Source organism: Streptococcus ruminantium, assembly GCF_003609975.1.
GTDB classification, from domain to species: domain Bacteria; phylum Bacillota; class Bacilli; order Lactobacillales; family Streptococcaceae; genus Streptococcus; species Streptococcus ruminantium.
On sequence record NZ_AP018400.1, the window covers coordinates 1,296,405 to 1,316,137 of the forward strand.

General features: G+C 40.3%; 18 protein-coding genes. 2 read left to right on the top strand and 16 right to left on the bottom strand.

Going from position 1 to position 19,733, the window contains the following annotated elements:
* Positions 1-2 precede the first annotated feature (2 nt).
* From SR187_RS06185 to cls, 10 genes are all read right to left on the bottom strand, one after another.
* On the bottom strand, positions 3-491 hold the full coding sequence (locus SR187_RS06185) for a phosphoribosylanthranilate isomerase (RefSeq protein ID WP_024531965.1): 489 nt from the start codon (positions 489-491) through the stop codon (positions 3-5).
* Positions 491-1,084 carry a dTDP-4-dehydrorhamnose 3,5-epimerase family protein gene (locus SR187_RS06190; RefSeq protein WP_120171864.1) on the bottom strand — a complete coding sequence of 198 codons (594 nt, stop codon included), beginning with the start codon at positions 1,082-1,084 and terminating at the stop codon, positions 491-493. Before SR187_RS06190 ends, SR187_RS06185 begins: the two co-directional genes overlap by 1 nt.
* Entirely contained in the window at positions 1,081-1,953 is an 873-nt protein-coding gene (rfbA, locus tag SR187_RS06195; protein WP_024531963.1) for a glucose-1-phosphate thymidylyltransferase RfbA, read from the bottom strand. Before rfbA ends, SR187_RS06190 begins: the two co-directional genes overlap by 4 nt.
* Before the next feature lie 240 nt (positions 1,954-2,193).
* Positions 2,194-2,985 carry a Nif3-like dinuclear metal center hexameric protein gene (locus tag SR187_RS06200; protein WP_120171865.1) on the bottom strand — a complete coding sequence of 264 codons (792 nt, stop codon included), beginning with the start codon at positions 2,983-2,985 and terminating at the stop codon, positions 2,194-2,196.
* Positions 2,972-3,658, bottom strand: a complete 687-nt coding sequence (locus SR187_RS06205; RefSeq protein WP_120171866.1) for a tRNA (adenine(22)-N(1))-methyltransferase — start codon at positions 3,656-3,658, stop codon at positions 2,972-2,974. Before SR187_RS06205 ends, SR187_RS06200 begins: the two co-directional genes overlap by 14 nt.
* Before the next feature lies 1 nt (position 3,659).
* Complete coding sequence (locus tag SR187_RS06210; protein WP_024531960.1) at positions 3,660-4,334, bottom strand: DnaD domain-containing protein; 675 nt, start codon at positions 4,332-4,334, stop codon at positions 3,660-3,662.
* A gap of 117 nt (positions 4,335-4,451) precedes the next feature.
* The gene (gene metA, locus SR187_RS06215; RefSeq protein WP_024531959.1) at positions 4,452-5,381 is read right to left on the bottom strand and encodes a homoserine O-acetyltransferase MetA; all 930 of its coding nucleotides are present in this window, start codon (positions 5,379-5,381) and stop codon (positions 4,452-4,454) included.
* Positions 5,382-5,483: 102 nt separating this feature from the next.
* The gene (locus tag SR187_RS06220; RefSeq protein WP_024531958.1) at positions 5,484-5,996 is read right to left on the bottom strand and encodes an adenine phosphoribosyltransferase; all 513 of its coding nucleotides are present in this window, start codon (positions 5,994-5,996) and stop codon (positions 5,484-5,486) included.
* 201 nt (positions 5,997-6,197) lie between these two features.
* A complete protein-coding gene (recJ, locus tag SR187_RS06225) occupies positions 6,198-8,411 on the bottom strand; it encodes a single-stranded-DNA-specific exonuclease RecJ (protein WP_120171867.1) in 2,214 nt (737 codons plus the stop codon).
* A gap of 153 nt (positions 8,412-8,564) precedes the next feature.
* Positions 8,565-10,112: a cardiolipin synthase gene (cls, locus tag SR187_RS06230; RefSeq protein WP_024531956.1), complete on the bottom strand. Its 1,548-nt coding sequence runs from the start codon at positions 10,110-10,112 to the stop codon at positions 8,565-8,567.
* Positions 10,113-10,331: 219 nt separating this feature from the next.
* On the opposite strand from cls, the gene SR187_RS06235 reads away from it, so the two are divergent.
* The gene (locus SR187_RS06235; protein ID WP_120171868.1) at positions 10,332-13,511 is read left to right on the top strand and encodes a M14 family zinc carboxypeptidase; all 3,180 of its coding nucleotides are present in this window, start codon (positions 10,332-10,334) and stop codon (positions 13,509-13,511) included.
* A 101-nt stretch (positions 13,512-13,612) separates the two neighbouring features.
* Here the strand turns inward: SR187_RS06235 and SR187_RS06240 are convergent, their stop codons facing one another.
* Genes SR187_RS06240 through miaA form a run of 5 tightly spaced genes read right to left on the bottom strand, consistent with a single transcriptional unit; the run spans position 13,613 to position 18,045 of the window.
* Entirely contained in the window at positions 13,613-14,368 is a 756-nt protein-coding gene (locus SR187_RS06240) for an SDR family NAD(P)-dependent oxidoreductase (protein WP_120171869.1), read from the bottom strand.
* Positions 14,365-15,294: a ribonuclease Z gene (gene rnz, locus SR187_RS06245; RefSeq protein WP_024531953.1), complete on the bottom strand. Its 930-nt coding sequence runs from the start codon at positions 15,292-15,294 to the stop codon at positions 14,365-14,367. Before rnz ends, SR187_RS06240 begins: the two co-directional genes overlap by 4 nt.
* A 10-nt stretch (positions 15,295-15,304) precedes the next feature.
* On the bottom strand, positions 15,305-15,934 hold the full coding sequence (locus SR187_RS06250; protein ID WP_120171870.1) for a cystathionine beta-lyase: 630 nt from the start codon (positions 15,932-15,934) through the stop codon (positions 15,305-15,307).
* The gene (gene hflX, locus SR187_RS06255; RefSeq protein WP_024531951.1) at positions 15,918-17,168 is read right to left on the bottom strand and encodes a GTPase HflX; all 1,251 of its coding nucleotides are present in this window, start codon (positions 17,166-17,168) and stop codon (positions 15,918-15,920) included. Before hflX ends, SR187_RS06250 begins: the two co-directional genes overlap by 17 nt.
* A complete protein-coding gene (miaA, locus tag SR187_RS06260; protein ID WP_120171871.1) occupies positions 17,161-18,045 on the bottom strand; it encodes a tRNA (adenosine(37)-N6)-dimethylallyltransferase MiaA in 885 nt (294 codons plus the stop codon). Before miaA ends, hflX begins: the two co-directional genes overlap by 8 nt.
* 68 nt (positions 18,046-18,113) lie before the next feature.
* Here miaA and SR187_RS06265 point away from each other — a divergent pair, with 68 nt between their 5' ends.
* Positions 18,114-18,284, top strand: coding sequence for a DUF3042 family protein (locus SR187_RS06265; RefSeq protein WP_032502441.1), 171 nt, complete (start codon positions 18,114-18,116; stop codon positions 18,282-18,284).
* A gap of 114 nt (positions 18,285-18,398) precedes the next feature.
* On the opposite strand, the gene SR187_RS06270 is transcribed toward SR187_RS06265, so the two are convergent.
* Positions 18,399-19,565 carry an MFS transporter gene (locus tag SR187_RS06270; RefSeq protein WP_120171872.1) on the bottom strand — a complete coding sequence of 389 codons (1,167 nt, stop codon included), beginning with the start codon at positions 19,563-19,565 and terminating at the stop codon, positions 18,399-18,401.
* Positions 19,566-19,733 lie beyond the last annotated feature (168 nt).

The window sequence follows — 19,733 nt, forward strand, 5'->3', positions numbered from 1 at the left end:
CCTTAGTTCTTTAGTGATTGACTTAGGTAGTCAATTTTTGCAAAATCTTTATGGTTATTTTGATCAGCTCGGTAAGAATCTTTTGAAGAGGATTGATAAATAGCCAAGTACTGCTCCAAGGTTGGTAGATAATAATGAACTCCTTTTGTCACTTGCTCTTCCAATTCTTCTAAGCGGATACCTGCAAAATCAGGGAGAGTATCTATGACACCAAACTCGATAGACAAATCATCCTTTTGATACTCGTGTTCATGACGGTCAACAAGCTTATAACCAAGCGTTACCATAACCTGATGAATGGCCTCAAACTGGTAAATCCGTTCTTCATCAGAGACTTGCCAGCCCCTTGGATCACCAGGCACGTGAATATCCAAATCTCTAGCTTGCCAGTCTTGAGCGGTCCTAAGTTCCAATCCAACAGAGCCCATTAACAAAGGAGTTATGCCAATCTTATTGAGCTGCTCTGCTATTTCCAAAAATACTGAAAACATTACAAATCCTCTTTTTTTAAGGGTTTAACATCCTTGAGCAAGGGGTGGTTCTTATCGGCCTCAGAAACTTCTGCCTCTGCCAGATTTTCCCAAGTGATGTCCAAACTAGGATCCGCATAGTTAACAAAGGCATACTTAGGCTTGAGCTCCAAAGCCCAGTAATCATTGACTAGATAGCTATAAGCTACAAAATCTGACAGTACTTGAAATCCGTTAGCAACACCGCGCGGTACAAAAATACCCTTACTCGCATCAATGATTGTCTGATAGGTATTCCCAAAAGTGTCACCTTCGCGTAGGTCAACCCAAGTTCCTAAAACCTTACCGCCATCTGCTACAGAGATATACTTGTCCCAAGGCTCGGCATGAAGTCCCCTAAGGACGTTCTTACGTGAAAAACTGACATTATTTTGCAACTTTCCTTCGGCAAAGAAACTTTCTGGAAAACCCAGTGGAAGCATTTTTTCCTTTTGAAAATTTTCCTTAAACCAGCCACGATTATCTCCGTGAACCGGAATATCGAATTCCAACATGCCGGGGATAGTTTCTACTGCACGTGCTGCTAATGTTTTTCCGAAAAAGTTTTCTATCATTCAGTTTCTCCAATCAAACGGAGCAGATACTGTCCGTATTCATTTTTCTTGAGTGGCTGTGCCAATTCATGCACTTGTTCCTTGCTGATATAGCCCATACGATAGGCAATTTCTTCTAAATTGGCAACTTGAACATTCTGCAAGCGTTGAACAGTCTCAATGTACTGCGCTGCTTCTAGTAAGCTCTCATGCGTGCCTGTATCCAGCCATGCAAATCCACGTCCCATTAGCTCAACAGACAAATCTCCACGCTCAAGGTAGGCTTTGTTGACATCTGTGATCTCAAGTTCTCCACGAGGTGATGGCTTGATATTTTTAGCAATCTCCACAACATCATTGTCATAGAAATAGAGACCTGTAACCGCAAAATTTGACTTTGGCTGCTCCGGTTTTTCTTCAATGGATATAGCATTCATATCTGAGTCAAACTCCACAACACCAAAACGCTCTGGGTCTTTCACTTGATAACCAAAGACTGTTGCACCAGTTTCCTTACTTGCTGCCCGTTGCAACATCTTGGTCAAACCATTACCATGATAGATATTATCTCCCAAGATAAGCGCAACAGGGTCATCACCAATGAACTCTTCGCCAATAATGAACGCTTGGGCCAACCCATCTGGACTTGGTTGCTCAGCATAAGAAAGCGAGATTCCCAATTCAGATCCATCTCCTAACATGTCCTCAAAACGTGGCAAATCTTGAGGTGTGGAAATAATCAAAATCTCTTTAATCCCAGCTAACATAAGTGTTGATAGCGGATAGTAAATCATCGGTTTATCATAAATGGGCATCAGCTGTTTTGAAGCTGCACGCGTAAGTGGATAAAGCCGAGTTCCTGATCCACCTGCCAGAATAATACCTTTCATGTAAGAATACCTTCCCTAAATTAATATCAGTTCATTATACCATATTTCCAAAGACATTGTCAGTAGGAAAAAAACTATAAAAATAGCCTTTTTCAGAATTTATTCCACAGCAATATCCAAAATCACTTGGACAAATCCTGCCATAAAACCCAATAAATAAAATATGTTAGTCATAAACTGATAGGTAAATATTTCCTAAAATTTATCGACAGTTGTAAAGGTACCTTTACCTATAGTAGTTTATAAATGCCTAAATGGATTAGTCGAAATGGTTGAGGCTAAAATTTCCAACTCCCAATTCTCCTCTGCCTTCCATTTTTCTAATAGACCTGCAATTTTAGTGATAAACAAGACCTCGATATGATGGCCGGGATCAATTGCCAAAAGTCCTTGAGTTAGCATATCCTGCCCTGTGTGGTAATAAATATCTCCTGTGATGTATACGTCTGCTCCTTTAGTTAGGGCATCTTGATAAAAAGAGCCTCCGCTACCTCCACAAATAGCAATGCGACTGACACGCTGTTTCGTTTGATGATCATAGGCAACCAGACGAACAGCATCCAAATCAAAGACGGACTTAACTTTCAAGGCCAATTCTTCCAGACTCTGCTCTGCTATCGTCCCAATACGACCGACTCCTTGACCCTCGGCAGTTTCATGCAGGTAAGTCGTATCTTTTATATCTAGCAATTCACAGAACCAATCATTCATCCCTCCTTCAACCACATCGATATCTGTATGGCTGACATAGACCGCAATATCGTTTTTGACCAAATCTAGGTATATTTTTGTCTGTGGGTTATCTTCCACCAAATCTTTTAGTGGTCGGAAAATTGGTGCATGTTTGACAATAATCAAATCAATCTGCTTATCAATGGCTTCTGCTACCGTTGTTTCTCGAATATCCAAGGCCACCATGACGCGTTTGACTTCTTTGCTGAGTGTACCGATTTGCAACCCCGAATCACCTTCCATGGATAAACTAGTTGGACAAAAAGCCTGATAGCGTTCGATAACTTTACTTGCTAACATAGAGAGCCTCCTCAATCTGTTTGATTTTATGAAAAATAACAAGTCGATCTTCACCGCATTCCAGTGGAATTTGTTCAAAAGCTACTTTTAACTTTTCCTGTTCCTTATGCCACTTTTTGATAAAAATCGAAGACTTTTGTTCTAATAAATACGGACCGAATCGATGTTCAATTTCCAATAACTTCATCTGCCCAGATTCTGCAACGAGGACTTCGTAGAATTTGCCATTTTCTTCCAGAATCTCTTCAGCAATCAATTTGAACTGATTTTTTTCAAGCCAGCGACGGACATCATCCTCACGATTATTAGGCTGGAGAATCAAGCGCTCAACGTTTGCTAATTTGTCTTTTCCAGCTTCCAAAATATCGGCAATGAGCCTACCACCCATGCCTGCGATAGTAATTGCGGTGATATTATCAGCCACTTCTATAGCCGCCAGACCATTTGCTAAACGAACTTGAATCTTATCCAATTTCCCTGCCTGTTCCACATTTTGTAAGGCTGACCGATAAGGACCTTGAACAACCTCACCAGCTATCGCAAAATCAACTTGTCCTTGCTCCACCAAAAAAAGAGGGAGATAAGCATGATCACTCCCTACATCTACTAAACGTGCTCCTTTAGGCACAAAACTTGCGACTGTCTCCAATCTTTTTGATAATTTTGTTTCCATTTTACTCTTTCCAAAGATCCATCGCATCAAGAAAATCACTTGATACTGCTACATTCTTAGGTGTCTGAATCTCTCTTTCTGCATTCTTGGCTTCTACCTGAGCAGGAGTAGTAATTCCCTCCCGACGCCAATTTCGTAGAATAGCCTGGATATATTTCCAATTGGTCTTGTTATTAAAAACCGCTTCTTTCAAGGCTGCACGCACTAAATCCACAGAAGTCTTATCATCCTCAACAGTTTTCTGTAAGTCCTCAACCTCAAAAGGTGATAAGAAACGACCAAGTTCACGTTCAAAATCACCAACTAAGGTCTTTAAATCATTCTCTGGCTGTATAAGTTCCGGCCGCTGCTTCTGTAACAAGAGATGATCTAGTCGTTCCAAGGCAGGAAAAGCATTAAATATCATTTCAATTTCACCTGCAATGCTGATTGTTTTAAATTCCAAAAGACCGGCTTCTTGTAGATTTTCAATAGCTTGGTTAACCTGAGCAACAGTCTTACCAGTTGCTTGTGCAATTTCACTTGGTGCTAGAGACTCCATGGATGATGAATTCTGATGAAAGAAAAATTGCCATATCAAAAAGTCATCTGCTGATGGAAAAAGCTCTTGGTAATGAAATAAGATGGCTGCAGGCAAAACCAGATACCCCTGCCGAAATTGCTGTGAATAGTTCATACTTCCTCTTTAAAGATTCATATAGTGCATCCCAAAGTCTAGAAAAGCTTGGGATATTATAATCTTGACAGCACTTGCCATAAACAAAACGTATGTTAAACAAGTGTGTTGACAAACCTATACGGCTGACTGCTTAAATGTCTGCCAGTTGTATGGAGTTTCTTGGTAGACAGCATAGTTGATCCAGTTAGTGAAAAACTGTGCTGCTGGCAAATTCCATGATAGAGAAGGTCTGCTTGTTGGGTCATCCTGTTTAAAATAATTTTCTGGTATGTGCGGATTTTTACCAGCCAGACAGTCACGTAAGTACTCCTTAGCTAATGTATCCCTATCATACTCAAAATGTCCAAAACTGTAGACTTCCCTCAAATCCTTACTAGCTAAGATTGACAAACCAACTTCTGACCCTTGTGATAAAATCATCAAGGTATCCAAATGTGAAATATCTTCCTCTTTTACTTCGGTATAACGCGAATGAGGCGAGCGAAACTCGTCATCAAATCCTCTCATAAGCGGACTGGTACGATTCGTTACTTCCTGCCAGTAGACACCTGATAGCTTGCGAGCCATACTATGCTTAGACACACCATAGCGAGCATACAAACCAGCTTGAGCCCCCCAGCAAATATGCAATGTAGAATAAACATGTGTTTTTGACCAGTCAAATATCTGTATCAGTTCTTGCCAATAATCTACTTCTTCAAAGGATAGATTTTCCACAGGCGCACCTGTTATGATAAGACCATCAAAATAGTTATCCTGAATTTGATTAAAAGTCTTGTAAAATTGTTTCAAATGATCTGAATGGGTATTTTTAGATTCATGACTAGCCATATGAAGAAATTCTACTTCTAATTGCAAAGGAGTATTAGCTAAAAGACGGAGCAACTGAGTCTCCGTCACAATTTTCTGTGGCATGAGATTGAGAATTAAAATCTTAATCGGACGAATATCCTGGTGACTCGCACGATCACTGTCCATAACGAAAATATTCTCTTCTCTCAAAATATCAACTGCTGGTAATGATTTTTCAATTTTAATCGGCATAGACAACCTCCTATTAGCTTATACATATTATAAGATAGGTTGCTATACAATTCAATTAGAAGAAAAATAGGACCAGTTATAATTTTTAGCTATATCTGAATACTAATAATGCATTAAGACCTTATAGTCATAATCTCCAATAGCTTCACGACCATTCAAATCATCTAGCTCAATCAGGAAGGCACAACCAGCTACAATACCTCCAAGTTTTTCAATCATTTCAATCGTTGCCTTGACGGTACCACCAGTCGCCAATAAGTCATCAACAATCAAGACACGCTGTCCTGGTTTTATGGCATCTGCATGCATGGTAAGTGTATCTACACCGTACTCTTTCTCATAATCTGCTGAGATAACCTCACGCGGTAATTTGCCTGGCTTACGAACTGGTGCAAAACCAATCCCCAATTCAAATGCAACTGGACATCCAACAATAAAACCACGCGCCTCCGGGCCAACGATCATATCGATTTGTTTATCAGTTGCATATTGTACAATCTCACGTATAGCATAGCTGTAAGCATTCCCATCAGCCATCAATGGGCTAATATCACGAAATTCGATTCCCTCTTTTGGATAGTTGGGAATGGTTGCAATGTAATCTTTTAAATTCATTTTTTTCTCTCTTTTAAAAATAATATTTTACTCTTCATTATACCATGAATTTGTATTTTGGTACACTGCACACCTAGAGAAAATAAAAATGATAGATAGCAACTCACTAATTTTCAAACCCATTGGCTTTTATCATCATTGTTGCCCTCTTCAAAAATTGCAAGTTTTGAAGAGAGATTAACTGAGGAATGTGTTAGTCAATCATCCTCGTCCGCATAGCCAATCATAGATTTCTTGAACTGTTCCAAGAGCCATCAGCTCTTGCTGGATGACTGTTTTTTTTAAGTTTTGATAGATTTGACTCTCCGAAAGTTCCTTCTTCTGGGCTGTTTTGTTAACACGCATTATACCATTTGTAATCGTGACAAATTCCAATTCTTGGAAAATTTGAATCATCTTGATTAACAGACTATCTTTGATTTTCAAGTAACCGGCCAAATCTTTTAATTTATAACGAACATCAAACTCATCGAACTGGTGGATAGTCTTATAGAGCCTCGCAAACTGATCTCGGCTGCCATAACCATCCAAATAGTAGGGTGTAGCCATTTCATTCTTAAAGTAGACCGCTTCAAATTTTGTCTTTTGAAAATAGCTGCGCAGACTCTCTATTTCCTCTGGTAAACTAACCAAGACAATGGCCTTTTCATCTGTAGGTGGATGTTCCAAATCCAAGATAGGGATGCCTGTTGGTAATGGATGCTGTTTGCCACGAATATTATAGAGTTGAATACCAACAACACGCGCATCAACCAGCATCAATTGAAGACTAGTATTACCATTCCATTGATTGACAGACAAGGTAACCGCTAATTCTAACTGCTTGGCCTGAGAAAATTCCAAGGCTAGATTCCCTCTGCCGAATGCGACCACATCAAAAGTTGCTGTCCCTTTGGTGACCCGCAGTTTGAGATGGGCATTATTTTGTCCCATGGTTCGTGCAGATTCCACTTGAAAATCTTTGAGGTAAAAGACTGGTTTTTTATTATCCATACCGTAGGGAGCCAGTTTACCAAACGATTTGAGAGTTTCCATAGTCAGTTCTTCTAGGTCCAACTCTTCGTCTAAAACCAGCGGAGACCTACTAGGTTGATCCAAATTATTTTCTCTTATGTAGGTCGCTAATGTTTCAGATAGTACACCTAGTTTATCTACTTCCAAGGTCATTCCGGCCGCACCCGCATGTCCTCCAAAGGCGATAAAAAGGTCCTGATGATCCTTTAGAGCTTGGAAAATATCAATAGCTTCAGTAGAACGAGCCGAACCTTTAGCCTTATCTGCTTCGATTGACAATACAATAACAGGTTGTTGTAATTCTTCCAGTAGACGTCCTGCAACGATTCCAAGTACTCCTGGATTCCAGCCTTCTCTAGCTAGGACTTGAACTGGTCTATCACTGCGAATCATGGTCCTAGCTTCATCATAGATAGCCTGAACCACATCTTTTCGCTCTGTATTTTTACTATCAATCAAAAGAGCAATTTCGTAGGCTTGCTCCTCATCAAAACCTGTCAATAATTCCACTGCCGGATTAGGGTCATCTAATCGACCAAGAGCATTGAGGCGGGGAGCGAGCTGAAAGCCAACGGTCTCTTCATCAAGACTAGCCACATCAATGCCTGCTATCTTTATCAGTTCTTGCAAACCAACACGTTCTGTCTGCCTAAGAAGAGACAAACCATACTTGACCATCACACGGTTTTCATCTGTTAGGCTAACCATATCAGCAATAGTTCCAATAGCCACAAGATCCAGCAAGTCAGCATGAACTGTCTCCAAAAGAGCACAGGCCAATTTGAAAGCAACACCACAACCAGCCAATTGTTTGAAAGGATACGAACCATCTGGATGTTCTGGATGGATAATTGCATAGGCATTTGGCAGAGTCTCTTGTAAAGAGTGGTGATCAGTTACGACAACATCAACCCCTTTTTCTTGGGCATAAGCAATAGCTTCATGCCCTGCTACTCCATTGTCCACCGTCACAATAAGTGAGACTCCCTGCTGCTCAATAAAATACTTGTAAACTGATAGGTTAGGCCCATAGCCATCTGTAAAGCGATTGGGCAGATAGACCTGAACTTCTGCACCTAGTTCCTCTAAAACCTCCTTTAATATCGATGTTGCAGTCATGCCATCTGCATCATAGTCTCCATAAATCAGAATCTGTTCGTAATCTTCTATGGCCCGACGAATCCTATCAACAGCCTTGTCCATATCGTGAAGTAAATAAGGATCGTGCAAATCATCTAGGCTAGGGTGTAGAAATGTATGTAGATCTTCCGATGTATGAATACCCCGATCGTAAAGTAACTTAGCAGCTACTGGGTCCAGACCTTCTTTTTTAGCTAGTTTAGTAAATTGTTCACTGGAAGAGCTGGTCAACAACTGCCAGTCATATTGTGGTTTAATCACATTTTTACTCCTTATTCAAAAATGATATTTTTTTCAAGCTTCCTTATACATTTAAGAGAATTTTACCTATGTACGATTTGCCGAACAAACGTTATCTTCAGCTTTCTGGTGTTCATGGAAGATAAGCTGTCCTACCATTGTATCATTTTCACCTCAGAGCAGGGGCGAAATAATCCGAAATAAGGCTCCACTGAGGCGTTTATACCAAGAATAAGTCTTGTCAAAGGTCAGCAAATTGATACGTTGGGATTTTTTAAAAGACTGATTAAAATCTTCTTTTATCGCTGTTAAGACCGCTGAATGATTGTAAATGTAAAGACCACATTCAAAATTAAGATAGAAAGAACGAAAATCCATATTAACTGTTCCGACAGTTGCTTTTTTATCGTCAACCAGAACAACCTTTGAGTGGACGAAGCCTGGTTTAAACTCATAAATCTCAATCCCTGCTTCTAGATAGACTGGAAAATCCGTTCTAGCTGCCAGGTAAGCTGACTTCTTATCATAGATATGAGGTAGTAAGATCCGCACCTCTACCCCACGTTTTGCAGCGTAAGTCAGATTATCAATCATTTCATCATCTAAAACTAGATAAGGTGTCATGATGTAGATATAGTCTGTAGCTGATTGAATCATATCTAAGCATACCCGCTTAGCCACAGCTTCACCATCAAAGGGATTTTCACCATAGGGCAAAAAGAAACCTCCTATATCAACGTTCCCTTTGTCTAACACTTTATAGGGTTTGAGGTATTTAAGGTCATCTGTCTCCCCCTTTTCATTGTAGTTCCACATTTGTAGAAACATGAGGGTAAAATTGGCAACCGCTTCTCCCTTAATCATAATAGCGGCATCCTTCCAGTAACCAAAGCGCGATTTTTTATTGATGTATTCATCCGCAATGTTGACTCCACCTGTAAAAGCAACCTTACCATCAATGATTGCAATTTTCCGGTGGTCACGGTTATTCTGAACAGTTGATAATGCAGGGATAATTTGTGAAAAAACCTTGGCCTTAATACCATATTTTCTCAAAGTTTTATAGTAGGTATAGGGAAGATTCGTCAGTGAATTCATACCATCATACATAAAACGGACTTCAACTCCCTGCGCCACTTTTTCCTTTAAAATTTCCAAAATGGAATCCCACATGTACCCCATATCCACGATGTAATATTCCATAAAAATATACTGCTCTGCTTTTTTTAATTCTTCTACTAGAACCTCAAACTTGGCCTGTCCTGTTGAAAAATAAACAGCATCTGTATTGGTATGGATAGGGTAACCGACATACTCACTCATATAATGGGCCAACTTTAGCTGCTCCCTATCTTCTCTCTCCAAAGCTTTCATCACCTGCTCAGATGTCTTACTATATTCTCTTAGACGTTGCGCCTGCTTCTGAAAATTTTTTCGATAGCGCTTGGTTTCAATATTTGATTGCAAAATAAAATAGAAAAGAGCACCGAAAATCGGAAGACCAATCACAAAGATGATCCATGTTAACTTAAAACTCGTATTCATGGGACGATTGATGATAGAAATAGCAACAACGATCGAGCAAAGTTGCATAACTATCAGTAAAGCAGGGACATAAATCGCTGCAGAACCCACCAGCCATAAAACTAGAAAGATGGTCAAAGCTAGTAAGCTGATGACAATAAAGGCCCTACTGTAAATTATTTTCCAAATTTTCTCCATACATCGCCCTTCCAAGTTTTTTTTCCATTATAACAAATTTTAATCAAATATCCTATCTTAAATAAATGATCATATCAAGCAAATCTTTCCGAAAATTTTGAATATATAGATATATTCAATTAGGATTGTCAGCCCCTTTCTTTTTTGGTAAAATATATTTGAAAAATATCCCGTCCAATCTATTACACTGTACATTATTTCATAAAGGAGGAAGTTCCTATGAAACTTTCACATAAAAGGAAACTGTTGAATCAACTTTTACTTGCTTCAACAGCTCTTTTGGCTGCTTCCATCACACAGGCCAATGTCTTTGCAAATACAGAAGATGCTGTCCTGCCTGCTTCAAGTGAGACGCTAGTTCCAGCACCAACTGAAGCTAACCCCGATAAAAAAGCTGCCAATCCTTCCGAGGAGACCCCCGTAGAAAAACAAGTTGAGGAGGCAACTACGACACCCCCTACCCCCGCTTCTACGGAAATGGAAAAAAGCACTGCCGAAGTAAACAAGTCAACTGATGAATCTACACAAGATACTACTGAAAAAACTAATCAACCAGTTGCAGAAACACAAAGTACAGCCTCAAATACAACCATTGTCAATCTTAAAACAGAGACTGTTTATTTGTCCGAGACTGCTAGTATAACAGAAACTGTCCCTCTAGCAAACACCACCACTGAAAAAATCGAATGGAAATTGGATGGCAAACCAATTTCAGAATGGAAAACTTGGAACCTAGAAAAAGGGAACTTTACAGGAGATTCATTCATCACCGTTGAAGAAAGTAGACAGAATGACCAACTTCATTTGAACATTCATTTGGCAGCTTTATTCGGTGAGGATTTAAGCAAACGAACTCCAAGTAATATTCGCCGTACCTACCGCCAGCACATGAAGGACCTCGTTTTAGAAGGTACCAGTATAGATGGAAAGTTGACTATCACTAAAACCCTTCATTTCCGCCCCTATGAGGCTTATCGTACCCACGACGAAATGCTTGCAGAGATAGAAGAAACTAAGAATGCTGCTGCCAAAGATCGTCTCGTGACCATTGATACGATTGGTAAATCCGCTGAAAATCGTGAGATAAAAATGGCCATTGTGGCTAAAGACCAAGCAAGTATTGATAAGTATCTTAATGAAACAACACCTCTCATGCTTACCCAGCCTGATCAGATGTTACAAAACTTAAAAGCTGGTACTTTCGACTACAAACTACCTATCTTAATCAACAATACCCATGCTGATGAGCAGCCTGGTATTGATGTAGTAACCAGTCTTTTCCGTGACTTTGCACAAAAGGATACCATTACCTTCCCATCTACAGATGCAAACGGTAAACCGATTACTCTGAATTTAAAAGTTTCAGACTTGCTAGATAAATTTATTTTCCTGTTTAACTTTACAGAAAATCCTGATGGCGATGTTAAAAATCTTCGTTCTCTCGTAAATGGCTTGGACCCTAATCGAGACGCTGGTTTCCAGGTCAATCCTGAAACTCAAGCGATTGTCCGTCAAATTCACAAGTGGAATCCAATATCCGTCTTGGATATTCATGGCTTTGTATCTGGTTTCCTCATTGAACCTGCCACTCCACCTCATGATCCGAACTTTGAGTATGACTTACTAGCAAATATAATGTTGGAAAAAGCTCATGAAATGGGACGAGCTGGAGTTGCCAATTCTAAATATACACGCTACACCATTCCAAAAGTACACTGGGGAGATGGTTGGGATGATTCCTTTTCCGGCTATACTGCTGTCTATGCAATGTATCATGGTATCTTAGGTCATACAATCGAAATTCCTGAAAGCAATCAAGAATCATTCAAAGCTGGATTTTTTGCAGTTTTAGGTGGCATTCACAATATGGCAACTAAACCAGACAGTCTGATGGAAATGCGCCTCAAGTACTACTCTCGTGGCGTTAACAAAGTTGAAGATCCAAAAGCCGAAGCTGAATTAGTCGGTCCTGATGGCAAGATAGTTGGTCGTGTGAAAAAGAATCAGCCAAAATTCTTCCCAGACTACTATGTCATTCCTATGACACTTGACAAAAACAATGATATGCAAGAAGCATTTAAAATGATTGAGTACTTCAATCGCAATGGTGTTGTTGTCAAAGAATTGACCGAGGATGTCGGAAACTTCCACAGAGGGGACTTGGTCGTTGATATGGCTCAAGCCAAACGCGGATTTGCCAACCATGTCCTCTATTCCGGTTCAAATGAATCTGCTTGGGGGGCAATGTATGCTGAATTAGTTGTCAATTTCCCAAATATGAAAGGCTTCACAGCGAAAGCTATTTTCGATCAGGATGCTTTTAATGGAAAATTAGGAAGCATTACTTGGACCAAAGCACCGCGCACTACAGAAATCGATCATAAGGCTCCTTATTACATCGTTGCAAATACCTCTGAAAGTGCTGTTCAAGCTATCAATCAAGCTATCAAATCAGGGGCCAAGGTCTACTTGACAGAGGATGGTTACATTATGGAAACCAGCCAATTCAGTCAGCTACTGGAACACTATGCTCTTTATGGTGAACCACTTTATAAGAAACCTGTTGGACAAGAATTAAAACCAATGAAGGTCTATGCACCATCACATTCTTACAGTTGGGCTGGAGATTTTGCAATTTTAGCCAATTCTGCTCTTGCTGCAGAGCGTATGGGATTCGAAGTTGTAAAAACTGCAGATGAGGCAGACGCCATTATCCTTGAATCCGATCAATTTGATGCTAGTGTATTCGGTAAGAAACCTGTCATCATTGTTGGCGGTGGTGCTATGCAAAAACTAGAAAAATTAGGAATTTTAGCGGGATTCAATGCTGAACAATTTGCAAATGGCAGTGACCATGAAGGACTTATGCGAGCCATTATTGATGATAAACATCCTCTAACTAGTGGTTATGCAATGAACGGTCTTTTCTACTCAAACTCCGGTAATTGGATCGAAGGTATCCCTGAAGGTTTCAAAACTCTCGTCAAAATTGCTGATAAAGATTACTATATTGCAGGTTGGTGGCCTGGTTATGAAAAATTAGCCAATAAGGTTGTTGCGATTGCCGGTAATCATCAAGGTTACCCAGTCTTCATCTATGCTGGTAACCCAACCAATAAGGTCCATCCCGTACACTTCTTCCGTTGGGTATCCAATGCCCTCTTTGGTAGCCAGTTAGCAACCTTGGAAGATCTTCCTCCTGTAGAGATTCTAGTGCCACAACCTATCAAAGAGGAAAACACTGAAGAGTCTAAAGCTACACTATTAGTCAAACAGACCGGCTCTAGTCAAAAACAGTTGCCTCGAACTGGCTCACAAACAAACTATATTGCTATTGCATTGGGTAGTCTGTTACTAGGCACAATTATCTTTCGTAAAAAAGAACGCAGCAATAAGTAAATAAAATACTAATAAAAAAACGCCGAATAAACATGAACTGCATTCCAGTTGTTAGATTGTTGGTCTAACTTTTGGAGGGCAATTCAAAGATTCGGCGTTCTTTATTTTAGGGAAAAGATTGTCCTAGCTAAATAATCAGCTATCTGCGGAAAGAGGGTATAGAGCTTATGCGCTGCTGCCAAAGTCCACGGCAGATTGACATCACGCTTTTTCGTTCCCATAGCTGCCACAATTTTCTTAGCCACATAGTCAGGCTGTAATAAGAAAGCCTTTACACTTTCTTGATAACTTCCATCAGGATCTGCTTGGTCGAAAAAACCAGTTGCAATTGGGCCTGGATTGACTGTTGTAACAGCTACGCCGTACTTGGCCAATTCTAATCGAATGGTATTGGAAAAGCCTATGGCCGCAAACTTTGTTGCTGAATAAACTGATGATTTAGCTGAAGCGATGAGACCTGACATAGAAACAATATTGATAATATGGCCACTTCGCCTAGCTTTCATCCGCTTGCCAACCAAGCGACATAGAGTCATTAGAGAAAAAGTATTGATGTCAAACATGTCCTGCACCTGCTGGCTAGAAAAGTTCTCAAAATCATCATAAACAGCATAACCGGCGTTATTGACCAAGATATCAATCTGTCCATGTTGACCATCCAGCTCATCCAAGAAGGCTGTCAGAGCTGCTTCATCTCGAATATCCACATCATAGACAGCTTTTTTCTCATGATAAGTATAAAGCTCCATTATTTTTCCCCGATTCCGTCCCAACAAAATCAGAAAATCATCTTTGAGCATGGGTACCATTGCCTGTGCTAAACCACCAGAAGCACCCGTTATCAAAATCGTCCTCATAGCTCTACTTCCTCTAAGTCCTTGACAACATAAACATTTTCAAAAATTGTGCTCGCGTCCTTCCTAAGACGGCTAATATCTTTAGACAGGAAACGCGGGCTAATATGATTTAGGAGAAGTTGCTTTACTCCCGCTTCTTTGGCCACCTGTGCCGCTTCCATATTGGTCGAATGTCCATGCTTACGTGCAATCTGTTCATCACCCTTACCATAGGTCGATTCATGAACCAAAACATCTGCATTGACCGCTAAGCGCACACTCGCATGACACTTGCGCGTATCACCTAAAATCGTCACTACCTTCCCCGGACGTGGTGGTGAAACGTAATCACTAGCTATAATTTCAGTTCCGTCGTCCAACGTAACATTTTCTCCATTTTTGATTTTTCCAAAGAGAGGACCAAATGGTACACCCGCCGCACGAAGAGCTTCTGCATCCAATGTTCCTTCCAAATCTTTCTGGATAACACGATACCCGACACAAGGAATTGTATGATCTAGTTTTTCAGCAAATACCGTGAATTTATCTGTATCCAAAACCTGTCCAACGGTATCTACATCAAATTCATGAAAATGAATCCGATAAGGTAGGCGAGAACCAGAAACCCTGAGACTGCCTAGGACAAAAGAACGGATTCCCACCGGACCATAAATGTCAATATCCGTCTGTTCTTCACTAGACTGGAAAGATCGACTAGATAAAAAACCAGGTAAGCCAAAAATATGATCACCATGTAGGTGAGTAATAAAAATTTTTGCTACTTTACGAGGGCGAATGGTTGTCTCCAAAATCTGATTCTGTGTCCCTTCTCCACAATCAAAGAGCCAAACCTGATTGATTTCATCTAAAAGTTTTAAGGCCAAACTGGATACATTACGAGCCTTAGAGGGCTGCCCCGCCCCCGTACCTAAAAATTGAATTTGCATTGCTTCCCTTCTAAATTTCTATATATAAGACAGCAGAACGACCAGACCACGCAAAATACTGTCTACCAGAGTAAATTTCTGCCACTTCCATGATCTCATCCTGATTGAGTCCAGATAGTTTTACCAAGCTAGTAGAACTAGCTACCTGAGTCAGGAGGTAATCTGTTTCCTGTTCCATCAACTGATTATCATCGAATGCATTATATTGCATGAAAATCTTTCCATTCTCTACAAAAATAACATAGTGCGGAAAGATTTGAGCAATTTCAAAGAGCAGACTATCGGTGACTTCTTCCTCATGCTCTGAAAAAATCTGACTCAAACCATCAGTTCTTACGTAGGAAAAACCAAAAGATTTGCCGGACAAATTGAGGCGGATAAAAGGTTTCTCTTCTGCAAAGGAAGGATTTTCCTGAATCAAGCCCAACTCCAGAGATAGGTTAAAAAAATAATCTGTCGCCTGTTTAGCCCCCCGCTTTTGATACATTTCTGCAAAATAGGCATTGACCACAGAAGGGGGTGGTGTGATAAAGTCAAGCTTTTGTTGATCTGTTAAACCAGCCAATTTCCTGTCCAGATAAACCTTATCAAGACTGGTAAAACCACCGTATTTAAGAGCTAAATCAAGGTAATCTATCATACAATTCTTCCAACTTCCATTTATTTGTAGAGGCGATATAGCCCGAAACTACTTCGACATCGTCTTCATAGCTTCTTTTATCAATCAAAGCCAGTGCGGATAAATCATGTAATTGATAAGCTTGAGTCAAAGGAACTCTGACCTCAAATGGCTCAAACATGGTCTTTATCTTTGCCAAAACCATCATCTGAATATGCCTTTTGGCATTTTCAGCCTTAGCCGATAGCATTACATGAGGAAACTGACTAGGAGTAAAATGATCATCTGTCTTATCCAACTTATTATAAAGAGCTAAGCGAGGAATATCCAGCATATCTAAGTCTTTGAGAATATCCAAGACTACCCTCTCTTGCTCACTATGATTCGGATCAGAAGCATCAATGACATGAAGTAAGAGGTCCACATTTATAGACTCCTCCAAAGTAGACTTGAAAGCAGAAATCAACTCCGTTGGCAAGTCCTGAATGAAACCAACTGTATCGGTCAAGGTTACATTGAATTTACCAGACAAGTTGATCTGCTTGGTCGTGGCATCCAGTGTCGCAAAGAGTTCATCAGCTTCATACTGTCTCTTGTCTGTCATAGCATTCATTATGGTAGACTTACCAGCGTTAGTATAGCCAATCAGGCCTATCTTGAAGACTCCTGATTGCAGGCGACGCTCACGAACAGTAGCACGGTTTTTCTCTACTATCTTTAGCTGACGTTCAATGTCATGAATCTGGTTACGGATACTCCGGCGATTTAGCTCCAACTGACTTTCTCCCGGACCACGAGAACCGATTCCCCCAGCCTGCCGACTGAGCATAATTCCCTGACCAATGAGACGAGGTAACATGTACTTGAGCTGGGCGAGGTGTACCTGCAATTTTCCCTCATGACTCCGAGCACGCATAGCAAAAATATCTAAAATCAACTGCATACGGTCAATAACTTTGACACCGAGAACGTCTTCTAGGTTAATATTTTGTCGCGGGGTTAGACGATGATTAACAATCACCATGTCAATCTCATCAGCTCTAACCATTTGAGCAATCTCATCTAGTTTTCCAGAACCAACAAAGGTCTTACTGTCATATTTTTCACGTTTTTGAGTATAGACTCCCTTAACCAAGGCACCCGCTGTTTTCGCCAGACTAGCCAACTCCTCCATAGACATCTCGAAATTGTCTGTCTGCTGCAATTCCACCCCGACTAAGAGAACACGTTCTTGGTCTTTTTGCGTTTCAATCATCTAAAAATTCCTCCACAGCGGTGAAAATAGTATCCTTGTAATGTGAGCATCCAACGGAATAAAATGGGACGTGCATGCGATTTCTAAACCATGTTAATTGGCGTTTAGCAAAACGACGACTATTTTGCTTGACCTTATCAAGTGCTTCATCCAAGCTACACTCTCCAGCCAAGTAAGGAAAAATCTCCTTATAACCGATTCCCATAGCTGCCTGAGAAGTCGGATAATTTTGATAGAGCCAAGTTACTTCTTCTAATAGGCCTTGAGCCATCATCTTATCCACTCTCTGATTGATCCGATCATAAAGAACCTGCCTGTCATCCGTCAAACAAATATAGATAGGCTCATAGTCCGACTCTGTATTTTCTAAATTCTTACCGAATTTTTTTAACTCTAATCCACGAACCATCCTCCGACGACTGCTATCTTGAACTGACAAACCTGCCTGCTCTGCCATTGTCACTAAAATCTCGTCTGAAAAGAGAGCAAGCTCTTTTCGATAGGCAAGAACTTCTTCTTGATTAACCTGCCCTCCCAGATGGTAACCCTCAAGGAGACTCTGGATGTAAAGTCCCGTTCCTCCTACAATGATAGGAAGTTTACCCCGACTAACTATGTCGGCAATCAACATCTTAGCTTCCTTCACAAATTCATAAACCGAATAACCTTCTGCCACATCTCGGACATCTATCAAATGGTGGACAGCTGCCGCTTGCTCCTCTAAACTAGCTTTGGCAGTGCCAATGTCTAGCTTGCGATAGACTTGCTGGCTATCACCACTGATAATTTCACCATTGTAGCGCTGAGCCAACTCTATTCCTAGGGCAGTCTTTCCAACCGCTGTCGGTCCTACGACCACAATTACTTTAGTTTTCATCTTTTTCCTTGAAAATATTTTGTTTTTCCGCTAGAATCTATTATAACATAAGTAAAGGAGAATTCACTATGGCTAAAGGTTTTGGCAAAGGTTTCTTGACAGGTGTTCTTTCAACTGTTGCCCTTGCAGCAGGCGCTATCTTCACCGTTCATAAGACAATCATCGAACCAGAAGAAAAGAAAGAAGCTTTCATTGAGGAAAATCGTAAAAAAGCTGCTCGCAAACGAGTAGCACACTAAAAAGCTGGAAATGTTCCAGCTTTTTTATTCGCATAAAAACATTGACTTATCAAACAACTTAAGGAATACTCAAAAAAATCAAATCGCCATCATCATTTTAATTTCCTAAAAGCATTACAGAATAATATCTTTCTTCTCAATCAATACAATGGTCCACATCATAGCAAGCGTTACAATGGCAAGAGCAATCATTAACGGTAACCAACTACCAAAGATCGGAAAACTATATCCCAACAATCCCGGACCAAGAGCTGCAATGAGATAGCCCCCTGTCTGAACCATTCCTGACAATTGAGCAGTCGCTTGACTATTACTTGTCTTCAAGGAAAAACTCAACATCATGTAAGGGAAGAGTGCCCCATTTGAAAAGCTGAGGATTATATGCAGTGCAGACCAGAGAAATAGATTAGTAGGAATAAAGGCCATCATGAACAGACCTAATAAGGTTACAGCAGAAATAGCCAACATGCTATTGCGTCTTGTAACTCTCGTCTGGCGTGATAAAATTGCCGGAATAATCATAGACATCGGAATGGCTGTCATATTGAACAAACCAGCCATCAAACCCGCCTCTGCCTTACTAAAACCAACCGATTGTGCAATCGTTGGTAGCCAGGTGATTTCTGTATAGTAAAGCACAGATTGCAGACCTGCAAAGATAAGAAAGGCCAAAGCCGCCTTATTCTTCCAGATGGAGACTACCTTTTCTTCCTGAGAATCACTTGCAAATGTGTGATTCTGTTGAATATTAGGTAGCCAAATGAGGAAAGCCAAAAGAACCAATCCCGAAATCAGGTAAATGAAGAACTCCCAAGAACTAGCCGAAACAATCGGTACCGCAACCATTGAAGCAAAAGTGGCGGCCACCCCCATAAGAGTAATGTAGACAGTAGTGTATAGACCTATCTTTTGAGGAAAATTAGCTGCAACTAGACTTGGTAACAGAACATTTATAAAAGCAATGGTAGCACCAATAAGCATGGTACCAACATAAAGCGCCGGTAAGTTCAAGACCCGCATGCCTGAACCAACAACCATAACCAAAAGAACAATAGCCATCAGTTTTTCCATACCAAACTTAGCTGCCAGACGAGGTGCTAAAGAAGAACAGAGAGCAAACATAATCAGTGGAATAGAAGTCAGAATCCCCAATGAGCTAACTTCTACTCCAAGTCCTACTGCTACATCCGTCAAAATAGCTGGTAAAGCAGTGAAAGGGGCGCGCATAACCACTCCCAGCATAACAATACCAGCTACCATAAATGGTGATTGTTTTTTCATCATTTTTCTCCTAAATTTCCTAACGTTCGGATTTCAACACTTTTGATTATACCATAGTTGACAAATGAGAAAAAGTTTTAAGCATGTAATTTTCTGTTGTTATAGTTTCTAGCTATGGATGTAGTATAAAAATAACTATTTTTCAAATACAGTAATCTGAGTTAGAAT